Origin of the sequence: Dyadobacter sp. CY312 (genome assembly GCF_021390535.1) — a bacterium.
Taxonomy (GTDB): Bacteria; Bacteroidota; Bacteroidia; order Cytophagales; family Spirosomataceae; genus Dyadobacter.
This window is the reverse complement of the sequence record NZ_JAJUXG010000001.1, coordinates 81,408-101,302: the sequence shown is the minus strand read 5'-3', so window position 1 is coordinate 101,302 and position 19,895 is coordinate 81,408. Positions and strand designations below refer to the sequence as shown.

General features: G+C 43.2%; 20 protein-coding genes. 11 read left to right on the top strand and 9 right to left on the bottom strand.

What is annotated here, in order from left to right; all coding sequences use genetic code 11:
• Window positions 1-204: 204 nt before the first annotated feature.
• Window positions 205-1,461, top strand: coding sequence for an Hsp70 family protein (locus tag LZG71_RS00430; protein ID WP_233816049.1), 1,257 nt, complete (start codon window positions 205-207; stop codon window positions 1,459-1,461).
• A 93-nt stretch (window positions 1,462-1,554) separates the two neighbouring features.
• On the opposite strand, the gene LZG71_RS00425 is transcribed toward LZG71_RS00430, so the two are convergent.
• Together LZG71_RS00425 and LZG71_RS00420 are read right to left on the bottom strand one after the other, a co-directional pair.
• A complete protein-coding gene (locus tag LZG71_RS00425) occupies window positions 1,555-1,872 on the bottom strand; it encodes a hypothetical protein (protein WP_233816048.1) in 318 nt (105 codons plus the stop codon).
• A gap of 182 nt (window positions 1,873-2,054) precedes the next feature.
• Window positions 2,055-2,387, bottom strand: a complete 333-nt coding sequence (locus LZG71_RS00420; RefSeq protein WP_233816047.1) for a hypothetical protein — start codon at window positions 2,385-2,387, stop codon at window positions 2,055-2,057.
• Window positions 2,388-3,043: 656 nt separating this feature from the next.
• Between LZG71_RS00420 and LZG71_RS00415 the strand changes: the two genes are divergently transcribed.
• Window positions 3,044-3,418, top strand: a complete 375-nt coding sequence (locus tag LZG71_RS00415; protein WP_233816046.1) for a hypothetical protein — start codon at window positions 3,044-3,046, stop codon at window positions 3,416-3,418.
• Window positions 3,419-3,454: 36 nt separating this feature from the next.
• Here the strand turns inward: LZG71_RS00415 and LZG71_RS00410 are convergent, their stop codons facing one another.
• Window positions 3,455-4,831 carry a Gfo/Idh/MocA family protein gene (locus LZG71_RS00410; protein WP_233816045.1) on the bottom strand — a complete coding sequence of 459 codons (1,377 nt, stop codon included), beginning with the start codon at window positions 4,829-4,831 and terminating at the stop codon, window positions 3,455-3,457.
• A gap of 62 nt (window positions 4,832-4,893) precedes the next feature.
• Window positions 4,894-5,532, bottom strand: coding sequence for a DUF1080 domain-containing protein (locus tag LZG71_RS00405; RefSeq protein ID WP_233816044.1), 639 nt, complete (start codon window positions 5,530-5,532; stop codon window positions 4,894-4,896).
• 178 nt (window positions 5,533-5,710) lie between these two features.
• Here LZG71_RS00405 and LZG71_RS00400 point away from each other — a divergent pair, with 178 nt between their 5' ends.
• On the top strand, window positions 5,711-8,107 hold the full coding sequence (locus LZG71_RS00400; protein ID WP_233816042.1) for a PAS domain-containing protein: 2,397 nt from the start codon (window positions 5,711-5,713) through the stop codon (window positions 8,105-8,107).
• 11 nt (window positions 8,108-8,118) lie between these two features.
• Here LZG71_RS00400 and LZG71_RS00395 read toward each other — a convergent pair whose 3' ends face one another.
• Window positions 8,119-8,409: a GNAT family N-acetyltransferase gene (locus LZG71_RS00395; protein ID WP_233816041.1), complete on the bottom strand. Its 291-nt coding sequence runs from the start codon at window positions 8,407-8,409 to the stop codon at window positions 8,119-8,121.
• 238 nt (window positions 8,410-8,647) lie between these two features.
• Here LZG71_RS00395 and LZG71_RS00390 point away from each other — a divergent pair, with 238 nt between their 5' ends.
• Entirely contained in the window at window positions 8,648-9,523 is an 876-nt protein-coding gene (locus tag LZG71_RS00390) for a PHB depolymerase family esterase (RefSeq protein WP_233816040.1), read from the top strand.
• A gap of 89 nt (window positions 9,524-9,612) precedes the next feature.
• On the opposite strand, the gene LZG71_RS00385 is transcribed toward LZG71_RS00390, so the two are convergent.
• On the bottom strand, window positions 9,613-10,827 hold the full coding sequence (locus tag LZG71_RS00385) for an MFS transporter (RefSeq protein ID WP_233816039.1): 1,215 nt from the start codon (window positions 10,825-10,827) through the stop codon (window positions 9,613-9,615).
• 298 nt (window positions 10,828-11,125) lie between these two features.
• Between LZG71_RS00385 and LZG71_RS00380 the strand changes: the two genes are divergently transcribed.
• The 3 genes from LZG71_RS00380 (at window position 11,126) to LZG71_RS00370 (ending at window position 12,424) form a co-directional block, all read left to right on the top strand.
• Window positions 11,126-11,563 carry a hypothetical protein gene (locus LZG71_RS00380; RefSeq protein ID WP_233816038.1) on the top strand — a complete coding sequence of 146 codons (438 nt, stop codon included), beginning with the start codon at window positions 11,126-11,128 and terminating at the stop codon, window positions 11,561-11,563.
• Window positions 11,564-11,655: 92 nt separating this feature from the next.
• Complete coding sequence (locus tag LZG71_RS00375; RefSeq protein ID WP_233816037.1) at window positions 11,656-12,078, top strand: hypothetical protein; 423 nt, start codon at window positions 11,656-11,658, stop codon at window positions 12,076-12,078.
• 112 nt (window positions 12,079-12,190) lie between these two features.
• Window positions 12,191-12,424 (top strand): hypothetical protein, encoded by a 234-nt coding sequence (locus LZG71_RS00370; protein WP_233816036.1) that lies wholly within the window; start codon window positions 12,191-12,193, stop codon window positions 12,422-12,424.
• A 55-nt stretch (window positions 12,425-12,479) separates the two neighbouring features.
• Here the strand turns inward: LZG71_RS00370 and LZG71_RS00365 are convergent, their stop codons facing one another.
• Window positions 12,480-13,808 (bottom strand): acetyl-CoA hydrolase/transferase family protein, encoded by a 1,329-nt coding sequence (locus LZG71_RS00365; protein ID WP_409013595.1) that lies wholly within the window; start codon window positions 13,806-13,808, stop codon window positions 12,480-12,482.
• A gap of 220 nt (window positions 13,809-14,028) precedes the next feature.
• Between LZG71_RS00365 and LZG71_RS00360 the strand changes: the two genes are divergently transcribed.
• The gene (locus LZG71_RS00360; RefSeq protein ID WP_233816035.1) at window positions 14,029-14,298 is read left to right on the top strand and encodes a hypothetical protein; all 270 of its coding nucleotides are present in this window, start codon (window positions 14,029-14,031) and stop codon (window positions 14,296-14,298) included.
• A gap of 20 nt (window positions 14,299-14,318) precedes the next feature.
• Here the strand turns inward: LZG71_RS00360 and LZG71_RS00355 are convergent, their stop codons facing one another.
• The gene (locus LZG71_RS00355) at window positions 14,319-15,779 is read right to left on the bottom strand and encodes a PLP-dependent aminotransferase family protein (protein WP_233816034.1); all 1,461 of its coding nucleotides are present in this window, start codon (window positions 15,777-15,779) and stop codon (window positions 14,319-14,321) included.
• Window positions 15,780-15,859: 80 nt separating this feature from the next.
• Between LZG71_RS00355 and LZG71_RS00350 the strand changes: the two genes are divergently transcribed.
• A complete protein-coding gene (locus LZG71_RS00350; protein WP_233816033.1) occupies window positions 15,860-16,492 on the top strand; it encodes a pyridoxamine 5'-phosphate oxidase family protein in 633 nt (210 codons plus the stop codon).
• 89 nt (window positions 16,493-16,581) lie between these two features.
• Window positions 16,582-17,742 carry a hypothetical protein gene (locus LZG71_RS00345; RefSeq protein WP_233816032.1) on the top strand — a complete coding sequence of 387 codons (1,161 nt, stop codon included), beginning with the start codon at window positions 16,582-16,584 and terminating at the stop codon, window positions 17,740-17,742.
• A gap of 10 nt (window positions 17,743-17,752) precedes the next feature.
• On the opposite strand, the gene LZG71_RS00340 is transcribed toward LZG71_RS00345, so the two are convergent.
• Window positions 17,753-18,085 carry a hypothetical protein gene (locus tag LZG71_RS00340; protein ID WP_233816031.1) on the bottom strand — a complete coding sequence of 111 codons (333 nt, stop codon included), beginning with the start codon at window positions 18,083-18,085 and terminating at the stop codon, window positions 17,753-17,755.
• Window positions 18,086-18,228: 143 nt separating this feature from the next.
• On the opposite strand from LZG71_RS00340, the gene LZG71_RS00335 reads away from it, so the two are divergent.
• Window positions 18,229-19,839, top strand: coding sequence for a murein L,D-transpeptidase (locus tag LZG71_RS00335; RefSeq protein ID WP_233816030.1), 1,611 nt, complete (start codon window positions 18,229-18,231; stop codon window positions 19,837-19,839).
• Window positions 19,840-19,895 lie beyond the last annotated feature (56 nt).

Genomic DNA, 19,895 nt, shown 5'->3' with positions numbered 1-19,895 from the left:
CAGCCGCTATTTAGTACAAAATCTCAGAAGTAGTTATTTGCAACAGCGATATATGAGTGATTGTCTGTTCCGGTATTCAGTGAAATGCAGGATAATTCCCTTATATAATTTCATTCATCGTGCATATGCAATTTTACATCCGAAAGTAATTGCTATTGCAGCGGATTAATCAGAAATTGCGCCCCCAAATTTTTGAAATTTAACATGACCAAGATTTCCTGCGGAATAGATTTCGGCACCTCCAATTCAAGTATAGCCAATGCAAACAACGGAGACATCCGTCTCGTGCCCGTAGAAGGCAGCAGCGTCACAGTACCTAGTGCCATGTTTTTTCTGAGAAAAGGAAATGTTCCTTATTATGGAAGGGAAGCCGTAAACAAGTTTTTAACCCGCCAGCCAGGACGTTTGATGAGGAGTTTGAAACGTGTTCTCGGCACTCCTATTATGAAGCAGGGCACGATGGTCAATGGAGAGCACATGAAATTTGACCAGATTATCGCTTCCTTTCTTCAAAATCTCAAAGAAAAGGCGGATGCGCAAGCCGGACAGGAAATTGAGAACGTTGTGATGGGTCGTCCCGTACATTTTGTCGATAATGACCCGGAAGCTAACAACAGGGCTCAAGCAGAGTTAAGATCGGTAGCACAACTTTTGGGGTTTAAAAACATTGATTTTCAATACGAGCCAATCGCAGCTGCGTTTGCTCATGAGGTAAATATCACAGGCGAAAAACTGGCTCTAGTAGCCGATCTTGGAGGCGGCACTTCTGACTTTACGGTGATTAGGCTATCCAACAAATACATCAACAAACACGACCGATCTGGTGATATTCTTGCCAATACTGGTGTAAGAATTGGCGGTAATGATTTTGACAAAGATCTGAGTCTGGCTGCCATCATGCCTGAGATTGGATACAAAAGCACATACGGTGTGAAGAATCTCGAAGTGCCGCTTCGTCACTATTATGACCTATCTGAATGGAGCAAAGTTAACATGCTTTATACGACCAAAATTATTTCGCAGACCCGGCAACTGCTCTACGAATCACACGATAAACCTCGTTTTAAGCGATTGTTGCAGGTTTTGGAGCAAGAGACTGGACATGCGTTACTCGCTATAACGGAAGAAACCAAGATCGCCCTTACAGATTCCGACCAGTATGAAACTCCTTTCACCTTTATTGAAGAGGGACTTTCAACCACCGTGACACGTGAGCAATTTGATGGAGCCATTTCCCAGCAAATTCAGAAAATTTCGGAAGCAGCAATGCAATGCCTTCGCGAAGCGGGTGTTGCCAGAGAGGACATTGATCTTGTGATTTTAACGGGTGGAACCACCGAGGTACCCTCTGTGCAGTCGGAATTCAAGAGAATGTTCCCCAATGCGCAGCTGGCAGATGAAAACAAACTATCCAGTGTTGGACTGGGTCTGGCGTATGATAGCCAGAACAAATTCAGCTAATATTTCATCGTTTAGCACAGTGCCTTGTAACAAAGAAAGTGGCCAAATCTCATTGAGATCTGGCCACTTTGTCTTGCTATATACTTATTGCAATTACTCTACATTATTGCCGTCCTTGTCCAGCTTAACCCTGGCTGACTCATCACCATTTTTTACATTCAGTTCGTAATACTGCGTTTTATCAGTGTTGGTGACCAGGAAGGCTGAAATAACTTTCCAGCCGGAGAATGCGTCGCTCGCAATTGTCTTTTTCACGCCATCAGGCAAACTTTCCGGCTTCACGCTAACTTTTTCCTGAGAATCATAGGCACTGTTTGCCATGACGCCTGCTGTCTTCAAGGTATTATCAGCCTGTACAGAGGCGAAAGAGATAAGGGTTAAGGCAAGAGCCGATACTATTAGCTTTTTCATGATCTGTCTTTTAATAGTTAACTTTTAGTTTTTAAGCTTAAACGCTCTCACAGAACCATAATAAAAGCAAACCAAATTATACAATGAATTGACAATAAGAATATTACATATTTTATCTCTACAAACTATTGTTTAAAAAATACCCGTTTTTGGGACAATTCTCCGCACTTGATGTGTCATTGTCAGTTGAATACCTTTCCCTCCTTATCCACCTTCATCCAGGTTTCACCATCCGGTTTCTGAACAAATAACTCATAATATTGTGTCTTGTCCGTATTGGTAATCAGATATGCTTTGAGTATGGTCCATGCCAGTTCCGTGTCGTGACCCACAGAGGCTTTCACCTTTTCAGGTAAGTTCTTTACCTCTACCTCCACTCTTTCCTGGTTGTCATCCGCAGTTGCTACCATAAAAACCCTTTCAGCTGATGCTTTGGCGGCATTACCGACAACTGCTCGGCCACAAAAAAGTGCGAGCATTAACGTTACAAATAATCTGGTCTTCTTCATTTTCATCTTTTCGAAGTTTAGTGGAAATGTGATTTTAAACGATGGCTTCAAACACCCGACAGCACTTATCATGGCTACAACTTCATCTCACCTTCATCCATACCCTGCCAATATTTTATTCTGTGCGCCTTCACTTCAATCATCACCATACCAGGCGTATCTATTCCTTTTTCAAGCTACTGATCAAGTTGTTTGACCCAATGTGCTTCCATGAGCTTACGGTCTGTATTAAGTTGTGCCTTGCCTGCAACCGATACAAAATTCCTTCTTACCCCGGAAAGTGACATGATTATTCTTTTCAATATCAGCAAAAGTGCGGGGTTTTTCTCTGGTATAGAAATAGGAATTCCCGTTGTACTCTACTATGTTCATTGTTGCTCATCTGGCGCGATACCAGCTGTCTGTAGACGGTAGTTGTAGGCAACATACAGAGATGCTATGTCTTTCATAACCTTACTAAGGTCTTTCAATGTCTTATCTGCCATGATATAAACGTTTAGAAAGAAGACATTATCAAAACAATGCCGGATTAAATTGCCCGAAGATGAGAATGACGGTTCAACCAAATGACATTTATTGACCAAAATTCATAAAACAAAAAAATAATACTAACTTGCTACTGTATAATACCAAGTACCTTGTTTTACATTTACAAAAAAGCCATGAAATTAAAAGAAAAAATTATCGCACAACTGTTTCTATCCGTGCTGATTCTTACGTCCTGTTCAAGAAATAAGGACTTAAAAGTTTCGGTGAAGGATTCGGATACAGAGTTCATCTTCACTGCGCACTATGACCGAAAGAAAACGGTTGAAGTTCAGCAGTACGTCAACAAAATGTTGAAACCCAACCGAATTTTTGCAGACCATGAAGAGGATGCAGAGAAAGACATCAAATTGGCTAATGGAACCACTTTTCATGTGGAGTCCACGCCAGGAGATATGCTTGTCAAATTCAATAAGCAAGACAATAACAATGCCGCTTATCAAGAGATGCGCGAGCTTTGCCAGGGCATCAGAGAGATTGTAGTAGATTAACAAGCAAAAAATCCGGCGCAGCAGCCGGATTTTTTGTTAACCCTTTTTGATCTTCATATTCAGAGGATCCCAGTGAATTACCTTCTTTTCAAAATAGCTGCTGTTGCAGGCCAATACAGGTGCCGCGGCCCTGAAACCGAAAACAGGATCTTCTACCGTGCCCAGGCTGCCTTTTCTGATGTTCTCAAAAAAGTCCCGGAAATGATTTGCGTGGGCATCATCTTCCTGAGGTGCAACGAACTTTACTTCCTTAACCGGCTCAGCCTTTCGGGTGCTTTCAGGATACCGCGAATCATACTGCTTTTTAAATGCGAGTTGCTCGCTTTCCGAAAATGTGTTGTAGCTATCATATCCTCCGAAGCCGGGCGCCTCAGGAAGTTTCTTACGGGTTAGTATGAGATTATTTTCTGTGAATTCAATTTGTCCTTCTGTCCCAATAATGCGGGTGTTGTTAGCAATGGCACCGGCATTGGCGAAATTCACTCGCAGCACCATCTGAAAATTAGCATGAAGGTCGGTTTTTGGGTATTCCAGTATTGATACCAACACATCCGGTACATCGCGCCCGTCTTTCCAGTAACTAAGCTCACCAGAGGAGAAAATCCTTTCCGGGCCGAGTGTGTTGGTCACAAAGTGCACACCTGTGATGAGATGGACAAAGAGATCGCCCGCTACACCCGTTCCATAGTCGCGGTAGTTTCGCCAGCGGAAAAATCTTTTGGCATCAAAAGGAACCTTCGGCGCATCTCCCAGAAAGGTGTCCCAATCTACCGTGCTCAACGACGCATCTGTTGGAATGGAGTAGTTCCAGGCTCCGATGGCGTTAAAACGGTCACTGTTGGATTCCACATAGTTGATATCGCCTATATCTCCCGCCTGAAAGAGGCGCTTGGCTTCACGAAAGGAAGCTGAGCTGATCCGCTGGCTTCCGATCTGCATCGTTTTCCCCGACTTTTTCCAGGCATCAATCACAGAAAGCCCTTCATTAATTTGCTGAACCATCGGTTTTTCACAATACACATGTTTACCAGCTTTTAATGATGCCTTGGTTATATGGTCGTGCCAGTGATCCGGAGTGACAATAAGTACCGCATCCACATCCTTTCGATCTAAAATCTCCCTGTAATCTCTGGTCGTAAAAATGTCTTTCCCAAACACTTCCTTTACCCTTGTCAACCTACCGTCGTAAAGATCCGCAGCTGCTACAAATTCCGTACTACCTGCCCGCAAAGCCGCCCTGGTGTCCTGATGCCCCTGAATTCCCATACCGATGGTGGCAAACCTGATCTTATCGTTAGGACTACCTTTTTTGAGGTCACGGATAATACTGAATGGCTTGGCAACACTTTCCGTTGCCAGCAAAGCGGAAGCAGCAGTTACATTCCTGAGAAAATTTCGGCGGTTAAGGCTCATGCAGGTTAAATTTCGAGTGAATAAGAATTTCAAACTAAACGCTCCGGATAAGAACAATATATTTACAGCTCGCGAATAACGAGGTCTTTAAACGCAACCAACGCGCTTCCGCCACCGTGAATCTGCAATCCAATAATTCCTGATTGCGGAAGCGACTTGTCTTCTTCGGTGTAATCGACCGTCATTGTTCCGTTTAAATACAATCTAATTCTCCCTTTTTGGCTATGTATCTCATAGTCGTTCCACTCATTTGGCTTCAAAATTTTTGTTATGAGTGCCGTGTCGGGTGCAGCAAGAGTCTTATTTCTTCTGGATTCATCATAAAGACTTGCCCAAAACTTATCTCCCAAATCCGCCTGGTAACCGACCATTTCGTACGCTGGTTCTGTGGCGCGCTTACTATGAAACTGAACTCCGGAATTGATAAAACCTTTTGTACCGGATAGTTTAAATTTGACTTTCAGCACAAAATCGGAGTAACTTTTGCGGGTACAAAGGAAATTATTGTGGGGAACTTCCTTATCCAGTGACCCACCTACAATCGTACCTTCCACAATACGCCAGGTATGCGTGGTATCGCCCTCCCACCCTTCGAAATTCCTGCCGTTAAAAAGTTTAACCGGCTCGATAACAGCGGAGTGCAGACATGAAGCCAGCAACAAGAAACCCGCCAACAGTGCTAAATGAATATGTCTTGCCATGGTTAGTCAGCTTAACTGGGATGAAAACTTTTCAAGAATGAAATTTTACTTTAAAATTTCCTAATAAAACCTCCATTAAAGACATTTATACTATTAATTTTATTAGATACGCGTATTTTGGTTGTTCAGGGCAATATAGCCAGTGTATTACAGCACCTCTGTCACGAAGAATTTTACAATGATTGAGAATAATATTCACCTTCAAAATGAAACTGAATTGGCAAGCGAAAGATTTAATCTTGTCGCAAAAGCCACGCACGACGTCATCTGGGATTGGGACCTGTATGCGAATACCGTTTGGTGGAACGAGGGTATGAGGGAAATATTTGGTTTTTCGGTGGAAGAGCTTGAACCTGGTCCGGACTCCTGGTACAACAGAATACATCCTGAGGATCAGGAAAGAGTTCTCTTGTACATCCACGAGGTAATAGACAACGGAGGCGCTAACTGGTCCGACCAATACAGATTTCGCCGTGCAAATGGCTCATACGCATATGTACACGATCGCGGTTACACCATTCACAAAGATGGAAGGGCTATAAGAATGGTGGGCTCCATGCAAGACATCACCGAACAGATGGCTCACCAGCATGCGCGTGAAGAAAGTGAGAAAATGCTCAGTTTTGCGCTTAAAGCGGCTCAGCTTGGAACCTGGAATCTCAATCCGGCCACCAATCAGATCGCCTGGGATGAGCGATGCAGGGAACTTTTTGGCTTTCCTGAAGTAGAAAATCTGAGTTACGAAGGCAGCCTGCAAAATCTGCATCCCGAAGACAGGCCGAGGGTTCAGGCGGCCGTAAAACAAGCACTAGCGCCCGGTTCAGACGGTATTTACAACATCCAGTTTAGAACTGTAATTCCTGGCACACACACATTACGCTGGTTGCAATGCAAAGGACAGGCTTATTTTGTAGGTGATCAGGTAGATCGTTTTTCCGGCATCGCGCAGGATATCACCGATCAGATCGCGAGCCAGGAAAAGGCCTATTTTGCAGACCAACAGGCCACCATGACCATTGAAGGAACAGGTGCAGGTTCTTTTTTGCTTGACGTCAGCAGCAATGAGCTGGTATACTCCCCCACCATGGCAAGGATATTGACCGGCAATACTTCAGAAAATCTATCAAGAAGCATATTTATAGATCATCTTCATCCGGACGATATTGCTGTCAGAGATGGTGCATATGTTGTTGCGGCTGAAACCGGAGAACTGAATTATGAGGCAAGATTTATATGGACCGATAATTCTGTTCATTGGGTGAAGGTAATCGGACGCTATCTGTACGACAATTCTGACAAAGGTGTATCGCTTTCAGGCATTGTGCTCGACATCACCGATCGTATTGAAAAGGAGCAAATGTTGCGCGCCAGTGAGGAGTATTTAAGGAGTATGATCGAGCAGGCACCCATTGCTACGGCACTTTTTGTTGGGCCCGATATGGTTATTGAAATACCGAATGAACCTATGCTCAAATTCTGGGGAAAAGGTGCCGACGTTATAGGAAAACCGCTGCGTGAAGCTGTACCGGAGCTTGTGGGTCAGCATTTTCTGGAAATTCTGGATGAGGTTTATCGTACCGGAAAAGCGTATCATGCCTATGGCGCTCCGGCCGACCTGGTTATTGACGGCCTTAAACAAACGATATATTTTGATTTTACCTACAAACCTATTCTCGACAAAAACGGGCAGGTCTTTGCGATCATTGATATGGCGGTTGATGTGAGCGCCCAGGTTATTTCAGCCAGAGAACTTAAGGAAAGTGAAGAACGCTACCGGCAACTTGCCGACGAACTTGAACAACGTGTAGAACAAAGAACAAACGAGCTTTATCTGACCAATCAGGAACTGACTAATTCCAACAATAATCTTGAACAGTTTGCATACGCTGCTAGCCATGATATGCAGGAACCGCTGCGTAAGATTCAGTCGTTTAGTTCCCGTTTACAATCGCAGTACAACCACTCATTGGACGAGAATGGCAGTTTTATGCTCAACAGAATTCAGGATGCGGCAAGAAGAATGTCCTTACTGATAGACGATTTGCTCACGTATTCACGGCTTAGCAAGAAGGATACGGAGTTTGTAAATGTTGATTTAAACAAAATCGTTAGTGAGGTTATCTCCGACCTTGAAATAGGCATTCAGGAACAGAACGCTAAAATAGAAACCGGTAATCTTTCCGTAGTGCATGGCAATCCAAGACAACTGGTTCAGTTGATGCAGAATCTGATAAGTAACGCGATAAAGTACCGTTCACCAGATCGTGAACCTATGATCAAAATAACAGAAGAGCGGCCCGGCAGAGTCGAGCTGTCCTCAATCCCGCACCTGCTCAGAAATCGCAGGTATTGCAGGATAACAATTGAAGACAACGGTATTGGTTTTGAGGAAAAATATGTGGATCGTATTTTCCAGATGTTCCAGCGCCTGCACGGAAAAAGCGAATACAGCGGATCCGGAATAGGTTTGGCATCTTGCAAAAAAGTCGTGCAAAACCACAATGGTTACATCACCGCAAAAAGCAAACCTGGCGAAGGATCAAGGTTTATCATTTATCTGCCACAACCGGAATAAATACATTCCGGTTATTTTTTCCAGATATCTTCGTAAAGCTCCGGATGGCGTTTAAGCTGCGCATGCACATATTGGCACAATGGTATCAGAGTTAAATTGTTGTCCCTTACATACTTTATCATTGCTTCAAACATCAGTTTTGCCAAACCTTTTCCTTCATGTTTGGGATCAACTTCGGTATGATACACGGTTAATGCCGTTCCGGAAATGCCTATCACCATTTCTCCCAGCTTTTCATCGTTCTCTTCCAGATAAAAGGCGCCGCGGCCCCTTTCACCAAGTTGTAATTTTACGTCTGCCATTTTTGTATATCAAAGATTAGTAGCACAAATCTAACTTTAAAAGAGCTTCAAAGCGCACATCATACTCGGGAAAGCGCCAAAAGGTTCAGAATATCCGGTAAATTCCAGCTACGGTTTCCTTGTAATTACTACCTATTCAAAGCTAATTTATACCCTTTATTTATAGGCTATGAATGCAGAATATCAGACAATCCTTCTATATTCAGGTTTTCAAGTATTAGTTACTTATTCCCGAAAAATGTTCAGAAATCTAATCTCCGCCTTTCTTATTATTTGTTCCATTCCCTCGTTTGGTCAGCTCATAACCGACTCCATTTTGATTGAGAAACACTACCGTGTGTTTTATTTCAATGCGCCCAAAACTTCCGGTAAAGATGTGAGCCTTATGTTCGCCATTCATGGTTCAGGAGACAACCCCTTGAATTTCATGAAGAATGCCGTCAAATTGGAGGGAAAGTCGGCCAGTGAGAACGTTATTCTTGTATACCCGAAGGGATATAAATCCTACTGGAATGAATGTCGCAAAGCATCCGTTGTGGAGGCCAATCGCATCAATATTCACGAGGAAGCATTTTTTACCGCAATGATCCTCTACTTTAAGAAAAAGTATGGTGTGAATGAACAGAAGGTATTCGCTTCTGGTTTTTCTGGTGGCGGACAAATGGCTTACAAAATGGCTATCACCATGCCTGAAACTTTTAAAGCGGTGTGCGCCATGGTAGCCAACATGCCAACTCCTGAAAATATGGACTGCCAGGAGTCAAAGAAGGCGGTACCCATCCTGATCATCAATGGAACTGCGGATCCTGTAAATCCTTACACGGGAGGAGAAATGAAAACCGCCGGCCTAACTTTGGGAACAGTACAGTCAACGGATCAATCTTTCGCCTACTGGGTCAAACTTGCCGGATACGAAGGTGACGCTAAGAGTAAAACTTTACCAGATCCCGACACAACAAATGCCATAACAATAGAAAGTTTTACTCATAAAAAACGGAACAAACCCGAGGTTACGCTATTGAAAGTAAACAATGGAAAACATGAGTTTCAGACGGATATAGACTTCTTCGAAGAAGCGTGGACGTTTTTCAAGAGACAAATTGCTGTGAAGTAATTTTTGATGGAGGTAGTTACAGACAAAAAAGCCCAACCCGGAGTTAAGACCATCAGGTTGGGCATTTATTATACCTGCTGAGTTATCAATCACCCCACGCTTAACTTACGGCTGTAAAGGATTTTGAAACCCAGAGCCGATGTTAACGTTATCAAAATCAACAATATCCAAAGCGAATTGTAGCCCCATTTCTCTGCAACAAATCCACAACTTGCCGGCCCGATAACCTGCGCCACGGACCAGGATAACTGATATGCAGCCGAATACTTTCCCCGGTTGAGCTCGGTAGTTCTGGACATTACAATAGTGCTGATGTACGGTAGGGTTAGCATTTCACCTATTGTAAAAAACACCACCGCCAAAGCGCCGGCAATCAATGCAGAAATACCCGGCATAAGCAGAGACAGGAATGCAATGGTAGTTAAGAGGATTCCGAAGATGATGTAATGAAAATCAGGACGGCGATTGCCAAGCACCTGGATAAACACCATTTCGAACAATGCGATAATAACGCCGTTCATCCCAAGCAAAATACCAATTGTTGCTTCACCGATATGCATTTCCTCTTTCCAGTAAACAGGTACAAGTCTGAAAATTACCACAAAGGCCATCATGTAAATTGTAACCATTACAATGAATCGCAGGAAAAAAACATCCTTCCAAGGTGAAATGGAAGTTGTCTCTTCTGAGGTTGTGCTTTCCGGTTTCTTAAATTGTTTGGCCGTTGGAAGCAAAACAACAATGAGTAGTCCCGCCGCAACATACACAACGCCATCGACCCAAAACAACAGATGGTAATCTATCGCCGCCAAAATACCTCCTACCGAGGTACCAAAGCCAAAGCCGATGTTGGTTGCGAGTCTGTTCAGGGCATAAGATCTCGTCATGTTCTCACGGGTAGAATACGATGCAATGGCGGAGTTGTTGGCGGGTTTAAACGCCTCAACAAAAAAACTCAATACCACCGTAAGCAGGCACAGTGCGTCGAAGTCATTTACATGTGAGAAAAGTACAAACAGAAACCCACTAATAATCAAACTCGCTACCTGGACCGGTCGAAAACCGATTTTGTCAGTAAGAAAACCACCAGCCATTGCCCCTAGTACGGATCCAACTCCGAAAAGCGTAATGATCAATCCGGCATCCGCAATACTCCTGTGCAGGCTTTGGGTGATGTACATACTCATAAATGGCACAGCCATGTAACCACAGCGATTGACAAGCACAACTATACTCAACAGCCAGGTTTCCCTGCTCAAACCACTAAATGATGTTTTGTAACTTCGTAAAATTCTTTTGATCATAGCTGTAACAAAAAAAGTCCGCCTGGTTTAACACCGGGCGGACGTACTGATATTTTTACAAATATGAAGTATAGCTATCCTGCCCGGAGTTCCTTGCGGTTCCAGTTGACAAGCGGGCTATACGTCTGTTTGTTGTTCATAATGCAAATGTACAAATTTTATATATCACGATATCAAAACAGGAAGATTTACGAGCAGATTGTTAGCGAAAAAATATAATGGTTTGAATTACAACCATTTTTACGAAAATCGTATCTTACAACAGGACATATGTCGGCTATGAAAAAATATCCAACCAATGAAAACTTATCAGATCATACTTTGCTTCTTGCTGGCACTTCCGGGTTGCAATGAGAAGAACTCAAACCTTCAACCGTGCTCCTGTTCGGGAACGGAGGTTTGTACCGACCAATTTGTGAGCGTTGGTATTGCTATAAAAGACAAAAACGGCAAACCTTATCAACTGGATTCTTACCAGATTAAACGTGTTTCAACGGGTCAAATTTTTGTTCCTTTCCATGGTTCTCAAACAGGCTACGATTCCATTGCCAAAGCCTCAGGAAATTACATTCTGGCAGCAGATACCAACATAAAAAATATACAAAAATGTGGAGAAGATTTTCTTTTCACAGGCATTAAAAATAACAAAACGGTCATAGAGAATACCTACACCATTGGGCACGACTGCTGCCACGTCAAACTTTTAAAAGGAGTAACAGATATTATTTTAGAATAATAGCTGCGGTTATTTTCATAATGGCGCGATTTTTAAGTGTAAGCAAGAATAGAGCATGAGCCTATTCTTTACTGACCTTAAACGTTAAAGCCATGAAAAACATAATTCTTTTCATTTTCCTGACGGGTATCTTCACTACCTGTACCAAAGAAGATGTTGCACCTTGCGCCTGTGTAGACAACAGAGCCTGCACCGAAGAATATCGCATTCTCAATATAGAGATTACCAACGCAGCTGGGCAACCGTATATTCTGGATTCGTACTACACCACCAAAGTTGAAGATAACCTGAAATTTAACCTTCAGACGGACAGCAGGGATTCCCTGGCCAGTATTACCGGAGAATATCCCGTTGCAGAAGACCAGCTGTTTCAATTCACCGACCGTTGTGGTAAAGAATTCAAATTTACAGGTATAAAAAACGGTGTTGAAGTGATTTCTCAAACATATACAGTCGCTCACGATTGCTGTCATGTTGTGATCAATGAAGGAGAGGTGAAAATTGTGGTAAACTAATCTTTTCCTTTTCGGTTTAGAGAAATCGAAATTTTACAAATGCCATGCAACTTTGTTGACGAAAATACCATCCTTGTCGGGTAAGCCGTGTAAAACCAAAAGCTCTTACCCCATGACTGGAAAGGAATTATTCGATCATCATCAATCTGCCGCCCTGCGAAGCGGCTTTGGTTCACCGGAATTTCGCTATGGAAACCTTTTATTTGAAGCTCTAAAAATTGAAGGAGAAGAGAATGTTTTCCAAAAGCTGGAAGAAGCAAGTCTGACAGGAAAGCGTATAGCGCTAAGCTATTCGGTCACTCCAGAAAGCAATGAAGGGGAACCGGATCTGGTGGTAGTCATATAGTAAAAAGCCAGATCCCAAATTTGAGACCCGGCATCTGAATTTATGAGGGACGGGTTTACGGATGAAAAACTCTTTCTGACAAGCTAGTTACTGCCGGTCTCTGATAACTTCCAAAACGTTCACAGAATGCTTTTTCCAAAGCTTCACGGTGATCGGGATGGGCAATACTAATTAATTCTCTTGCTCTTTGTTTCAGGCTTTTCCCAAAAAGATCAACCATTCCATATTCGGTTACTACCCAATGAATGTGCCCTCTGGTGGTAACCACACCCGCTCCTTCTCTCAGAAACGGAACGATCCGGGATTCTCCTTTTGATGTAACCGAAGGCAAGGCAATAATGGGCTTTCCACCTTCCGACAAAGAAGCGCCGTGGATGAAATCCATTTGTCCGCCAATACCCGAATACTGGTAGGTGCCCAGAGAATCAGCACAAACCTGTCCGGTAAGATCAAGTTCCAGCGCTGAGTTTATAGCAGTAACCTTCTGATTCTGGCGAATGATACTTGTATCGTTCACATAACCGATGTCCATGACACGAACCGCCGGATTGTCATTCACAAAATCATACAACCGCCTGGTGCCGACCATAAACGACGTTACAGACTTTCCACGATTGAGTTTTTTGAGGCTATTATTGATCACCCCATTCTCAATGAGTGGGATAACCCCGTCTGACAACATTTCTGTGTGCAGTCCCAGGTTTTTGTGATGGGTAAGATTTTTCAAAACCTGATCAGGAATTGCTCCGATCCCAACCTGAAGAGTAGCACCGTCTTCGATCAGAGACGCAACATTTTCACCTATCTGAACAACTGCAGGCTTTGCATTAAGGGAATAATCCACCTCAGGCAGGTCCGATTCATGCCAAACCAGAGCATCAAACTTGCTTACGTGAACGAAGCCGTCACCGTGTGTACGTGGCATGTTGGGATTCACCTGAGCGATCACATATCTTGCCGTGTCCACCACCGCCCGGGCAATGTCAACGGAGGTACCCAGCGAGCAAAAGCCGTGGGCATCCGGAGGTGAAACCTGCACCATGGCTACATCCACCGGCATTTGCCCGCTTTTGATAAGCTGGGGAATCTGGCTCAAAAAAATCGGCACATAATCGCCGTAGTCGCTGTTGACAACAGACCTGGTAGCACCGGATACAAAAAGTGAGTTAAAAAAGAAGCTTTTATGGTGAACAGGATTATTGAAGTCGACATCTCCCAGCGTTGTGATACTGATGAGCTCTACATTTTTCAATTCCCAATGACGGTTTTGCAAAGCCTTCACCAAATGCACGGGCGTTGCCGCACTGCCGTGAATAAAAACCCTGTCGCCCGACTGAACGTATTTTACCGCCTGATCTGCCGAAACGTATGTTGGAATCATCATATACAAATGAATATTTGAGTAAGTTCAATGACCAGTTCCGTTATCATGACCCGGATCATTTTTGATTTTTTACCCTACAAAATTCCACCTAAACACTTCGTGAGGAAATGATCCTGATTAAGTGATTTTTATGACCATCGTCAGTTTTTAAAAGTATTCTCGGCTGTAAACAAACCGATGGCGTGATTTTTGAGCATGAACTAAAAAAAGGAAACAGATCATGGACGACATAGAAAAGCAAAAAAGAGATCTTTCAGAGAAGATACTCGCAAAGCGCCAACAGTTGGAGTTTGAAAAAACCAACATTGAATTTGCGTCAGAGTTCTCAGCGGACAATACTGAAAACCCTGACGTGAGCGAAGAATTCAAAAATTTTAATGATCCTGCAAAGAATGTCATCGAAGCTTCTGAGTTGAAAGAACTCAGCAAAACAGAGCAGGAGCTGATTTATCTCATTGACAAATTAAATAAGCTCAGCAAGCAATTTTGAGATGCCGCATGCGACAGTGTTCAGGATAAAAGCCCTTTAAGTATTTGTACAGAAGCTTCCAGCTCTTGAAAATTGGAAGATGCAAAACCAAGCCGCGTGAAATTTTCTCCGGCAGGTAAGCCATGTCCCAATCCATTGGACATTCCGAGACCTTTACGAAACGCATTTTCACTCATTGCTTTCATATCAACCGATTTGTCAAATTTGGCCCATACAGCAAGACCACCATCGGGCACCTGAAAAGTTATATGTTGGCTCAATTCCGAGCCGAGTAGTTCACAGAAAAAATCTCTGCGGCTGCGGTAAGTTCTCAACGACTTTCTCATATGCCTTTGAATGACTCCGGTCTGCAACAATTCAGCGATGGCGTTTTCCAGCACCACATCGCCCTGCCGGTCAATGATGCGCCGTATGCCTGCAAAACGATCAATTACATTTTCGGCACCGACAAGATATCCAACTCTGAACGCAGGCGCGATGGATTTTGTAAATGAACCGCAATACAGCACCATTCCCTTCGGATCCGCGCCCGCCAGGGGTAAAAGCGGCTTACTGAGGTAATGAAAATCATAATCATAGTCGTCCTCAAAAATCACGAATCCAAACTGCCCGGCAAGTTTGAGAAGCTTCATACGCCTGTCGGCCCTTAAAGCAACCGTAGTTGGATAATGATGGTGGGAGGTCACATACACCATTCTTATCTTTACATTCTGGCAAAGAGATTCCAACGCGTCCACGTCTATTCCATATTCATCCACCGGTATGGTGTGTATTTTGGCACCAGCCTGTGCAAAATTAGTGTTTGCACCCGCCCAGGTCGTCACCCCGGTGACAACAGAATCCCCTTTCGAAATCAAACCATTTGAACTCAGGTATAATCCCATAATCGTCCCCCGAACAATCAGGATGTTCTCAGGAGTTGTGTGAAGACCTCTGCTAGTATTCAGGTAGGCCGACAATTGCTGACGCAACCAGATAGAGCCTTTCGTGTCTCCATAACCAAGACGCGTGTAAGCATTACCAGTGAGCAACTGCCCTCTGTACGCTCTGGACAGCTCTTCCAGCGGAGCCAGCCGAACATCCGGAAAGCCATCGTCAAGATGCAGCCCCTGCCCGTAACTCATAATTGGACGCTCTGTGTAGGATGCAGGATTTAAAGAAAAGCCAGCTGTTTTTAAGCCATTCGTAAAGGGTTGCGATCCAATACCTGACGGTTTCAATATCGGTAAGTTGGCTGCAACAAAAGTACCCCTACCCGTATGGCTTTCCAACCAACCCTGCGCGAGAAGTTCATCGTATGCCTGCACAACTGTTTTTCTGTGCACACCCAATAACCCAGCTAGCTCCCTCGTACTAGGGAGCCGATGGTCTGCCGGAAGAATTCCGTCCTTGATAAAAACCATGATCTGATTGCTGATCTGAAGATATACCGATTGACGGTCTGTACGCTCAATGGTGATAAGCGAGGAAAGAGGACTCATAAAATTGGACTATCTGAATTTAGCATATTGGATGATTAGAACAATCCAATTAGCACACAATTTTGTAAAAAAACAAAATCATGAGCACCACAAATCCATATCTCATTCCAAGTCGTTCGGCAAAACGAGCGCACCATGATGCCGAAAGCATTAATCCAATACTGGACGAAGCACTTTTCTGCACCATTAGCTACGCAGTCGATAACCAGCCATTCTCCCTCCCGACATCATTTGTACGTTATGAAGACAAAATTTACATTCATGGCTCGGTCGGCAGCCACTTTATCAGAGAAATAGAAAAGGGAATTCCGGTTTGTATTACGGTGATGCTTGCCGATGATCTCGTTGTAGCGAAATCGGCTTTCAGCCATTCAGTGAATTACCGTTCTGTTGTTATTTTTGCCAAAGCTGAGAAAGTTGAAGATTATCAAACCAAATACGACGCATTTAAATGGCTTACTGAGAAGATCGTACCGGGGAGCTGGGATTACCTGCGGCCTATGACCGAAAAAGAGGTACGCAAAACGACTGCGCTAGCATTTTCGCTCTCAGAAGCATCAGCGAAGGTGCGCTCGGGAATGCCCAAAGATGAGGAAGAAGACAAACCACTTCCAATATGGTCGGGGCTTATTCCATTACAAACTAGGAGGATGCCTGTAATAGCAGACGATCTAAGTATAGATATCCCCGTTCCTCCGCATTTGCAGATCTGACTATTATTTTAGGCATTTGCGTAAATAATGTATTGTATTGGCTTTACTGATATATCTCAATATTGCAACGTCAATCCGATCAACTTAGAATGAAAATAGGCGCTCTTGTTTTGCTTTCAGTGGTTCTGGGCTTAGTTAGTGGTCAATTTGTAAAAGCCCAGGACGAATCTCTATATAAAAGAATCAGAGAGATAGAAGCTGATACTTCGAAAGACAACTTACAGTATGCGGCCTGGCAATTTTCTTTCATTGGAGAATACCAAAAGGCGATGGCTGCATATGATAGTGACATAGAAGGTAATTCGGATCCGAAAGCGAAAGAAATTCCCAAAGATTTGAAACCACAACCGGCAGTGGAATACATTCTCAACCTGAGCCGGAACAGCCAGGTTGTTATCCTTAATGAGGCACATCATCAGCCCTTGCACAGGGTTTTTACCGAATCTTTGTTGCAAGGGCTGTATAATAATGGATTCAGATATTTGGGTCTTGAAGCTTTGGCCGAAGATTCACTGATCAATATTCGTAAATATCCGCTGCAATCAGACGGTTACTACACTGTTGAGCCACAATTTGGCAACATGTTACGTAAAGCGCTGGAACTTGGATTTACGGTATTTGGCTACGAAGCAGATAGCTCGGGAAGTGTGCGTGAGAAAGGTCAGGCGGCGAATATTAATAAAATATTATTAAAGGACCCGACTGCCAAAATGCTGATTCACTGTGGCTTTTCACATGTAATAGAAGGACCCGTTCCGAATTGGGGAAAGGCTATGGCGGGTGAATTAAAAGAGTTGACTGGGATAAATCCGCTCACTATTGATCAGGTCGATTTGACCGAGCAGAGTTCGGAAAATTACGAGTCAGGGTATTACCTTCCGGATGGTATCAATGAGCCAACAGTTTTCATCAATCCAAAAGGAGAACCTGTTAATTTGTCTACTGATAGCAGGGAAACGGATTTGCAAATAATGCATCCCAGAAGTCAACTTATACATGGAAGACCCAACTGGTTGTTACGAGGAAATTCTTACAAGCCATTCAAGCTTGACAAACTTGCACACAGGATTAAGTTCCCGTGTCTGGTTGCGGCGTTTCGCGCTAATGAAAGTAAAGACAGTGTTCCTGTTGATCAAATTGAGGTCAACAACCATAACGACAAAGCGCTCATGCTGCCTGCTGGGAAATACAGAATTGTACTAACGGATGCAGATGGGAAAATTCACGAGAAGATTACAACAATCCTGTGAACATTCTTCCCTATTTTGACTTGCCTACGATATATTTTGCTTCCAGTTTAAAAGTTTTGTTTTGAAAGGACACACCAATATTCTCTTCCAGATAACTCATTATAGAGTTCATTTTCAGGAGGACATCATTCCATTTGATATCGCTATCAATGAAGGGATCGTAGTGTAAATTGAGCCTGCCTACAATGCGAAATAAGTCATCGCCAACAGGTTGTACCGCAGAGGTAAGCTTCTGGCTGGTAAATACCTCTAGAATTTGACATGCCTTCTCCCTCTTATAACTGCCCACAGTACAAAACAGGAGTGATCCGTTTTTATAGTGACATACTACTTGCTTTTTCATGGTTTTTTAGTGTGATGATATTTTCATAGATAAAAAATTCTATACCAATACTCAGCTTAGGGATGTAATTCTATTACTGGATAATTGATTGTTAAAAAATTATGTGATATTGTCGCAAACAAAATCACAGACTAAATTCAATAATGAATAGAATATGCGTTGTTATACTGCTCTGCACCATGGCAGTAGCATGTAAGAGTAAAAAAAAACAGTTGCCCGAAGTGGCTGTAAGGGATACGACGATCACCGTTGAAAATTCCTTTACGGAGCTTTTTATTGATACAACAGCTCTGGAAAGCTTTATTGCAAAAAATCCCATGCAAGACAGCTTGTCCAACAAAATGCACAGTTTTTACAACCAGAGAAACCATCAGTACGCCTGGTTTTTCCCGGATGGTATGGCTGAATTTGTTCCAACATTCCTCAGTCTTCAAAACGACTACATTCATTACTCGGGGGACAGCAGCTTGTACAACCCCGCCTTGGTTGCAACCGTGGATTCCCTTTCAAAGCTCAAAAAGATAAACCCCAACGACTCGCTGGTGAGAAATACAGAATTACAACTCACCAGACAGTTTTTCCAATATGCGAGTCTGGCCTATTCGGGAGATAATAAATTGAATGCCCAGGAATTGAACTGGTTTATTCCTCGTAGAAAACTAGATCCACAGGTGTTTCTTGACTCCTTGATTAAAAACAAAGGACAAAATCTGGCCTCATACGAACCAGTTAACAGACAATACAATTTGCTGAAAGAAAAACTTCTGAAATATTATGAGGTTGACAAAAGTGCTGAATGGGAGATTCTTCAATCCGGCAAAAAGTTAAAGAATGGAAGTACTGATCCAATGGTAATAAAGATTAAGGAGCGACTGGTAACATTGGGAGATCTCTCCACGACAGATAGTACCAATGTGTTTGATTCCACACTCACTGTGGCGGTGAAACAGTTTCAAAAAAGAATGGGTATGAAACCAAGCGGAGAAACTGGTCCTGCGTTTTTTACTGAACTGAATGTACCCGTAGCCGACCGGATCAAACAGATTTTGATTAATATGGAACGCATAAGATGGATGCCTGCCACTCCTACTACCGACTATTTACTTGTCAACATTCCGGAATTTACACTTCATGCATACGAAAAAGGGAAACACGCTTTCGATATGAATGTGGTTGTGGGGTCGGAGGCAAACAGCACGGTAATTTTTTCAGGAACCCTCAATCAGGTCGTGTTTAGTCCGTATTGGAATATTCCGCCAAGTATTCTTAAAAATGAAATTTTACCTGGAATAAGGAAAAATAAAAACTATCTGGCCAGACATAATATGGAATGGAATGGCTCATCGGTTCGCCAAAAACCTGGAAAGGCGAATTCACTTGGCCTGGTGAAGTTTTTATTTCCAAACAGCTACAATATTTATTTGCACGATACCCCTTCAAAAAGCTTGTTCGAAGAATCTCAAAGGGCGTTCAGTCACGGCTGTATCCGTTTGTCGGAACCGAAGAAGCTCGCGGAGTTCCTGTTAAGGCGTGACAGTACCTGGACGGAGCAAAAGATAACGCAGGCGATGAATGCGGGGAAAGAAAAATATGTCCGGCTCAGAGGAGAAAACGAGATTCCGGTATACATTGGTTATTTCACCTCGTGGGTGGATCAGGATGGCCTGCTTAATTTCCGTAAGGATGTATACGGACATGATAAAAAAATGGCTGACCGATTGTTCAGCAAGGATGAGCCAGCGATGGCAGATTAGTATCTTGGATTTCAGATATAACAGAAAAGGGACTTTCGCTGGCACGAAAGTCCCTT